7 protein-coding genes and 1 pseudogene are annotated in these 7,006 nt (G+C 34.7%); 6 read left to right on the top strand and 2 right to left on the bottom strand.

What is annotated here, in order from left to right:
* Window positions 1-262 precede the first annotated feature (262 nt).
* From EHQ58_RS05170 to EHQ58_RS05195, 6 genes and pseudogenes are all read left to right on the top strand, one after another.
* Complete coding sequence (locus tag EHQ58_RS05170) at window positions 263-478, top strand: DUF2191 domain-containing protein (protein WP_135622823.1); 216 nt, start codon at window positions 263-265, stop codon at window positions 476-478.
* Window positions 475-852, top strand: a pseudogene (locus tag EHQ58_RS05175) (PIN domain-containing protein). The gene EHQ58_RS05170 and the pseudogene EHQ58_RS05175 overlap by 4 nt, the downstream one beginning before the upstream one ends.
* Window positions 853-957: 105 nt before the next feature.
* Window positions 958-1,557, top strand: coding sequence for a YajG family lipoprotein (locus tag EHQ58_RS05180; RefSeq protein ID WP_167883542.1), 600 nt, complete (start codon window positions 958-960; stop codon window positions 1,555-1,557).
* A 374-nt stretch (window positions 1,558-1,931) separates the two neighbouring features.
* The gene (locus tag EHQ58_RS05185; RefSeq protein WP_135622818.1) at window positions 1,932-3,134 is read left to right on the top strand and encodes an integrase core domain-containing protein; all 1,203 of its coding nucleotides are present in this window, start codon (window positions 1,932-1,934) and stop codon (window positions 3,132-3,134) included.
* Between the two features lie 184 nt (window positions 3,135-3,318).
* On the top strand, window positions 3,319-3,681 hold the full coding sequence (locus EHQ58_RS05190; RefSeq protein ID WP_135622819.1) for a VOC family protein: 363 nt from the start codon (window positions 3,319-3,321) through the stop codon (window positions 3,679-3,681).
* 623 nt (window positions 3,682-4,304) lie between these two features.
* Window positions 4,305-4,949 (top strand): class I SAM-dependent methyltransferase, encoded by a 645-nt coding sequence (locus tag EHQ58_RS05195; RefSeq protein ID WP_135622820.1) that lies wholly within the window; start codon window positions 4,305-4,307, stop codon window positions 4,947-4,949.
* Window positions 4,950-5,149: 200 nt separating this feature from the next.
* On the opposite strand, the gene EHQ58_RS05200 is transcribed toward EHQ58_RS05195, so the two are convergent.
* Together EHQ58_RS05200 and EHQ58_RS05205 are read right to left on the bottom strand one after the other, a co-directional pair.
* Window positions 5,150-5,941 (bottom strand): S1 family peptidase, encoded by a 792-nt coding sequence (locus tag EHQ58_RS05200; RefSeq protein WP_135622821.1) that lies wholly within the window; start codon window positions 5,939-5,941, stop codon window positions 5,150-5,152.
* A 197-nt stretch (window positions 5,942-6,138) separates the two neighbouring features.
* Complete coding sequence (locus EHQ58_RS05205) at window positions 6,139-6,738, bottom strand: adenylate/guanylate cyclase domain-containing protein (RefSeq protein ID WP_135622822.1); 600 nt, start codon at window positions 6,736-6,738, stop codon at window positions 6,139-6,141.
* Window positions 6,739-7,006 lie beyond the last annotated feature (268 nt).

Raw genomic sequence — 7,006 nt, forward strand, 5'->3', positions numbered from 1 at the left:
GCGCATAACAGCGACTTAACGCTACGCTTCGGGACAAGCCCTCGCTCGGCCTACGGCAAATTCCCCTTCTGGCATTCGCCTTGCATTCGCAAGCTACATGCCAGTCCCTAACGTCCCGTTGGGACTCAGGGGCGGGGAACTTCGGTAATTCTTGTTTGTTATGCGAAATGTTTGCAAAACTTAAATTAAAATTAATATTAGATTAGAAAAAATAGAAATATATACTTTGAAATATACGAAGGCAAATCGTATCATTGATCGTATGAAAGTAACTGCGATACTACCTGATGAATTGGTGCTCGAAATTCAAAAATATACAGATGGAAAAAACATTACTGATTCTCTTCAAAAAGCCTTATCTGAATGGTTAAAACTAGCAAAAGTTAAAAAGCTCAATGAAAAATTGGAAAAACTACCTTTACAGTTTGCGGATGGCTATTCAGCTGAGAAAGTTAGAAAAATTAAAAGAACCAGATGATTTTAGTTGATACATCAATTTGGATTGAATTCTTCCGAGGAAATGAACCCTATTTTAAAAAATTAAAAGAGTTGATAGAATCATCTGATATCTTAGCTCATGAAGTTGTCTTTGGTGAACTATTACAGGGTTGCAAAAATAAGTCTGAATTAAATTTCATTTTATAATATTGGGAAAGTTTAAGCAACATTGTTTCAAATGGATCCCTCATTCTAGCAGGGAAACTTTCATTAGAAGACAAACATTTAGATAAAGGTATTGGAATCATTGATTCAATTTTAATCAATGAAACGAGACAGAAAAACTTACGAATTTGGACGTTGGATAAGAAAATATTAAAATTACTTGAACCTAAATACGTCTTCGTAAAATAGCCAATACTCCGCATGACTGCGGTTGACACGCTCAGCTACGGACAACGTCGTATAGCCTAGTTCATTAAACGAAATTACCAAAAAAAATAAGAAAAGGAAATAAACTTGAAACTAAAAAATTTATTCACAATTTTATTGTTAGGATTTTCGTTCCTAAAATGCGGAGATGTAACTATAAAACAAAATGTTAAAACAAACTATTCTAAGTCAAATTCTGCAATCAAAGACTTACCCATTTTTATCGGCGAATCCAATGATCATCCAGACTCATTTCCGGATGGATTATTTATTGATGGAATTTTTAAAAGTCAATTAGGTATTGAATTAGGTTACATTTATTTAGATCCAAAAGGGCCCGATCTTATTAAATCCGTTATTACAAATGAACTACAAAATGCCGGGTTTCTTATTCTCAATTCTAAAAACCCTAAGTATCCTGAGATTAGATTAGTTGTTAATCAAATTTTTCTGGAAACTGAACCAGGAATATTCGCAATTGGAAATGTATCTGTGATAGATGTAAATATCACTATTTCCAATTCTAAAAAATCTTTCTCTCGAAGGTTTAAATCTATAGATGAACTGAATATGCCTTTTTTTAATAACCCAAGCTTTTTGCATGCTTCACTAATTTATAATTTAGAAAAATTCATTCTAAAAGTTATTCCAGAAATCTCAGATATTTATTTAAAGGAATTCAAATGAAAATAATTGTTATAATCTTAATTTTACTAACTTCTTTCACAAGTTGTCTTTACAATCTTAAAAAGATTGATAAAAAAGATTACTCGGATCAGAAATGGCAAAAAAATCAGCAATAAAATTGGTAACTTCGCATAACTGCGGCTGACACGCTTCTTGCTCTGCAAGAAGTCGCGCTGACGCTAACGCCTTCTCCGAAGGCTCAGCTACGGACAACGTCGTTAATGCTAGTTCGTTATGCGTAATGACCTAAATGTATGACTCAGGACATGGGTAACAGTTTTGTAGCAAGACATAGGTAACACTTTCTGGTTTCTCATCCCATAGAACACCTTTTTAGGAGGACTATGGGGATGCCTTAGAAGGAGAATCAGGTCGTGGATTTAAGATTAGATTTCGTTATGGCGAGCTTTGAGAAAGGCGTCAATTTCTCTCAGCTCTGTGCAAAATACGGCATATCTACCAAGTGTGGATACAAATGGAAAGAAAGGTTTTTAAGCGAGGGAAAGGCAGGTCTTCTAGATAAGAAGAGAACTCCCAAGAACTCGCCTAAGAAAATTCCGGAAGATGTTGTTCTTGAGCTCATTAAGCTCAGGAACAAAAAGAAGTTTTGGGGATCGAAGAAGATTCTCGAACTTTACAAGAGAAAGTTTTCGGATGTAAAACCTCCAGACAAATCAACACTTGATCGTATCTTCAAAAAAGCAGGGCTTACTTTACCTAAGAAGAGAAAGAGAGTAAAACATTTTGGAGAAAGGATTTCTCTACCAGAAAAGTCTACTCAACCTAACCACATTTGGACTGTAGACTTCAAAGGATGGTGGTATACCGCTGATTCTGAGAAAGTGAATCCTCTCACGATCAGAGACGATTATTCCAAATACATTCTCTCTATCAAGACTCTTTCCGAAGGGGACATTCCCTCCGTTAAAGCCGAATTCATTAGGTTATTTAAGATCTACGGGCTTCCTGAGATCATACGGTCCGACAATGGACCTCCTTTTGCTTCTATGCAATCTTTACTTGGACTCACGAAGCTTTCTGTTTGGTGGCTCTCGCTAGGTATTAAGCTCGATCGAATTGAACTGGGGAAACCTTACCAGAATGGTGCTCATGAAAGAATGCACAAAGATATGGCTCGAGAACTACAACATGAGATCGTGGGGAACATCACTCTCTTCCAAAAACTATTCGATAAATGGACAATCGAATTTAACAGAGAGAGACCGCATGAGTCTCTTAACATGAAAACGCCGGAACAAATCTATGTGAAGTCAGAAAGACTTTTTGATCCTAATGCTGATCTCTTACTCACTTATCCATTTGGATTCAAACAGAGACATGTAAATGACAGAGGTTACATCAATTGGCTTGGTCATCTCATCTTGATCGGTAATCCGTTCAATGGGTTCAATGTTGGTATTAAAAAAGAGGGAGATACATACTCCATCTGGTTTGCTAATAATAAATTAGGTGTTATAGACAATGATTTCTTCTTGCTTATTTCTGACCTAGATTCATACAAAGATCATAAACCAAGAAAGCTTACCAAAAAGCGTTACCCTTCTCTTGCCGCATAACGGTTACCTATCTCTTGAAGTCATACCGATTTTTTTTATAGATAAGTCAATACACGGAATGAAACAAAATCCATTCTTGCGATAAATAATCATAACTGTCCAATAAAAAGATCCGTTTTCCGAGAAGATAAATGTTAAATATTTAAATTGATTATTATTTTTACTTTTAAAAGAATTGATAACTATGAGTAAACATATTAACGGTATCGGTGGATTTTTCTTCCGTGCGGAAAATCCTGAAAACTTAAAGAGCTGGTATATAGAGACCTTAGGCATAGATATTCAGAATATGGTCTGGCAGCAAGAGTCAGGACCAACTGTATTTGAACCATTTTCAAAAAATACAGACTATTTCTCCAAAGATAAAATGTGGATGATTAATTTTCGCGTTTCAAATCTAAAATCATTCATAGAAGAATTAAAAAAAAATGGTGTAGAAGTGGAAGAAAGAGAAGAATGGAACTCTATGCCAGAAATAGGAATTTTTGCAAGAGTACACGATCCAGAGGGAAATGCAATTGAACTCTGGGAACCAGCAGAGAAATAAATTATCTGTGAAATATAAGAATAATTAATTTTAAACTTTAAGTGAATTTTCTTAATAATAAGTTAATATTATTAAATAATTTTTCGTTTATTTAATATTTATATACATTATTCTTTATTTATGTTCAAATAAATTATGTTAATCCAGTTTCTGTCTTATTTTGAATTTTAAAAAAATTTAAAGTTGGTAAAATTTGATCCGCGCATAATTGGGACTGATAAACTCCGCTCAGAACTGTCGCCCTTCAAATTCCCTAAAATTATAATTTCGCGACTTTGGTTTGATAATCACATAAATATTGAGTGAACCGAAAACGGATCTAAATAATAAACCTTTCCGGCGATTTTGGTTTATAGTAACATAATGTTAGTTATAAACCTAGATACAAATAAATCTTAATTAATAAAGATAGTTTTTACCTGACGCAGATAGACTTTTCATATTTCCTTCAGGGTTCTATATGAGATCGCAAGGTTGGAGATTATTTCAACGATCTAGGCTATCCGTTCGGAAAGGTCAACCAAAGCCTGAGTTTAACCGCGAAATCAAAAGAAAACTAGATTTGTTTTTAAGAAATACTAATTTAATTTACAGATAGATAATTAAAATAAACCAATAGTTCAATGGACGATTTTGTAGAAACATACAATACTTGGAATGAAATAGCCGAAATATACGAACAGAAGTTTATGAATTTTCCTCTTTATAATGAAACCTATGATTTTTTCTGCAAGGAATTAACGCCCCATGCAAATGTTCTGGAAATAGGATGCGGTCCGGGAAATATAACAAATTACATTTGGAATAAAAGAAACGATCTGCAGATTGAGGGAACTGATATTGCGCCATCGATGATTGATTTAGCAAAAAAAAACAATCCCTCCTGCAAGTTTACTGTGTCGGATATAAGGAACTATAATTCCTTATCAAATAATTATAGAGGGATTATCGCTGGTTTTTGTTTACCTTACTTATCCATTAGAGAAATCACTAACCTGATTCCGAAACTAAACCAATCATTAGAACCAAATGGAATTCTCTATCTAAGCTTTGTTGAGGGGGATCCAATTAATTCTGGCATAAAAAAAGGAAAAGATAATAGAATACTCTTCTTTTTCTATCATAACATGGAGGAAATTTCCAATCTTCTCGTCGCAAACAACTTTAGAATTGAGAAACTTTATCAATTGGATTATAAAAATAATGATAACAGAATTGATAAGCATATTGTAATTATTTCCAAAAAATTAAAATCAATCAAAACTTGAAAAAGCTTCGCATAACTGCGGCTGACACGCTACGCTCGGGACTTGCGCCCTCGCTCGGCCTAAAGGCACATTGTCCTCCGTCACGTTTCTTGCTTGGCAAGAAGGCGTGCCGACGCTAACGCCTACTCCGTAGGCTCAGCTACGGACAACGTCGTGTAGCCTAGTTCGTTATACGAAGTTTGAGGTTTTTTCGATTCTAATTACGATAGATTGTACTTTTGTACAGTATCATTTCTGACAAGTGAAAAAAGTTCTTCGAGTAATGTAGTTTTTAAAACTATTCCTAAACCTAGAGTTTGATGTATTCCTAGGTTGGAATTAGAAGGAAGAGATTGAAGCATTTCATGCTTAATCATTGTTGCAGTTACTATTCCAAGCAATTTATAAGATCCGTTTACAAATGCAAAACAAGGACTTCCGCTTGAACCGGGATATACTTGAGCGTCAACTATAAATTGCTTTTCTCCATTGAAATCAAACCTGGGAACACTAGAAATATAGCCCCTTCGAAGTAGAGGTAGATTATTTATTACATCAAATCTATTCTCAGGATATCCAACAAACCAAATGCTTGCCCCAGGTATCAAATCGTCCTCATCAAAGGTTGCAAACATACTTGTAGGTATATTTTTAAAATGAATGTCATTTCTATGTGTTAGAGATGAAATATTAATACAAGCTAGATCAATATTGGGATTGGGATGACTCCAATAAACATGAGAAAAATCCTGCTGTTCGATTGAAACGAATTCTCCGAGTAAAGGTCCACCATCGTCTGGATCGAGTTTATGAAAATTTAAAAAAATATGATTTGCTGGATCATGGAATACGTGTTTATTCGAAATGAGTAAGGTTAATTTGTTATTGTTTTTATCGCCCAAATAGATTTCGGCAATAAAACCTGTGCCAATTGATGCACCTTGACTTGTATTTATTGCTACTCTGACGGTGCTATAAAAAACTTCTTCTTCAAAAATATTTTTTACCTTCATTATGTTTTCCTCAAATTTCGTATAACGAACTAGGCTACACGACGTTGTCCGTAGCTGAGCCTCGAAAGAGGCGTTAGCGTCGGCGCGCCTTCTTGCGTCGCAAGAAGCGTGACGGAGGACAATGTGCCGTAGGCCGAGCGAGGGCGACAGTCCCGAGCGTAGCGTGTCAGCCGCAGTTATGCGCCGTGACGATTTGCTTACTTAAAACCAAGAAATTCGAAAATCTCTTCCGGTTCTTTTCTTCCCTTTATATATATTGTATCAATTTGCCGAAAAATTGATATCGAATCTGCCAATTCTTTAAATGATTTTGAAACAATAGTCTCAACATTGTATAATGAATTACTTGCTGAAAGGCGTGAGGTCAAGTTTATATTCGAGCCTAAGGCAGTATATTTAAGTCGTTTTGAATTACCAATAGCAGCCAAATAGAAATCGCCATAGTTGATTGCAAAAGAAGGTTCGATTCGAATTCCAGAGCTTATTAATCCGTTAGAATCTTCGAATTTTAATTTAATTTCCTGAGTTGATTGCAGAGCATCTTTAATACCATTTATTCCAGAATCCCAAGTAGAAATTACAGAATCTCCTATGATATCGATTACATTTCCCTTGCGCAAGAAAATTTCATTAAAGACTACATCCAAATAGGCATTCTTTATTTTGATTAATGACAAAGAATTTAAATTTTGTTCATCTATTTCTATAGACCGAATGTCAATGTATAAAATTAAACCTGAAACTTTAGATTCGAACGGCTTTAATTTCTTAATTTTCTGATTCTTAATAGAGTTCATTAGAGCCGAACTACCAAAAACCTTAAATGCATTTTTCCAGAAAAGAATAAACAATGTTATTACTCCAATATGAGAAATTTTCTAAAGCGGGGATCAAAGGAATCGTGAAATTGTGTTCGAAACTTTTATTTTTGAATTATATATAGAAATTTAAAGAACTAATTTTTTAAAATATTTTTTAAGTCATGGCGCATAACGAACTAGGCTACACGACGTTGTCCGTAGCTGAGCCTACGGAGTAGGCGTTAGCGTCGGCGCGCCTTCTTGC

Origin of the sequence: Leptospira ognonensis, assembly GCF_004770745.1 — a bacterium.
Taxonomy (GTDB): Bacteria; Spirochaetota; Leptospiria; order Leptospirales; family Leptospiraceae; genus Leptospira_A; species Leptospira_A ognonensis.